This is a genomic window from Vibrio sp. 1402 (genome assembly GCF_033340275.1).
In genome coordinates this window covers 1-572 of record NZ_JAWOWE010000519.1, presented here as the reverse complement: position 1 = coordinate 572, position 572 = coordinate 1, and the positions used below count along the sequence as shown (strand labels likewise).

Annotated in this window: 1 protein-coding gene; it reads left to right on the top strand. The window is 45.5% G+C overall.

Going from position 1 to position 572, the window contains the following annotated elements:
* Positions 1-498: 4Fe-4S dicluster domain-containing protein (locus R7044_RS27020; RefSeq protein ID WP_225456204.1), on the top strand; the 498-nt coding region annotated here is incomplete at its 5' end.
* Between the last annotated feature and the right edge of the window lie 74 nt (positions 499-572).

Genomic DNA, 572 nt, shown 5'->3' with positions numbered 1-572 from the left:
CAAGCACGCAATTTCTCTAGCGGAATACACCGTTTTGGCTCTTGGTTAGGTGGTGGTTTAGCGATGTTGGAACACAACGTGTTAAAAGGCAAAGCAAAGTGGAATGTACGTTGTGAACATCCCGATCATCAGTCTTTGATTCTGGCGGAAAACAGCGATGAGATCCTCTATCCGAAGCCTGATGGCGTGTTGAGTTTCGACCGTCTTTCTTCCGTCTATTTATCCAATATTTTCCATGAAGAAGACCAACCGTGTCATTTGCAGCTTGCCAGCCAGCGCATTCCTATCGAACAGAACTTGGCGCTCTATGCCGAGCCCGCTCAACGCTACTGTCCTGCTGGGGTGTATGAAATTGTAGAAGGTGCAGAGCAAGCCGAATTACAGATTAATGCGGCGAACTGTATTCACTGTAAAACCTGCGATATCAAAGACCCAAGTCAAAACATCACCTGGACGCCTCCTGAAGGCGGTGGTGGTCCCAACTACCCAAATATGTAGTGGTCTGAGAATAGTTTTTATTAACAACTTATTTACTTAAAGTTTGCGTCAGTTCAAATCTTTATCGGTGAACT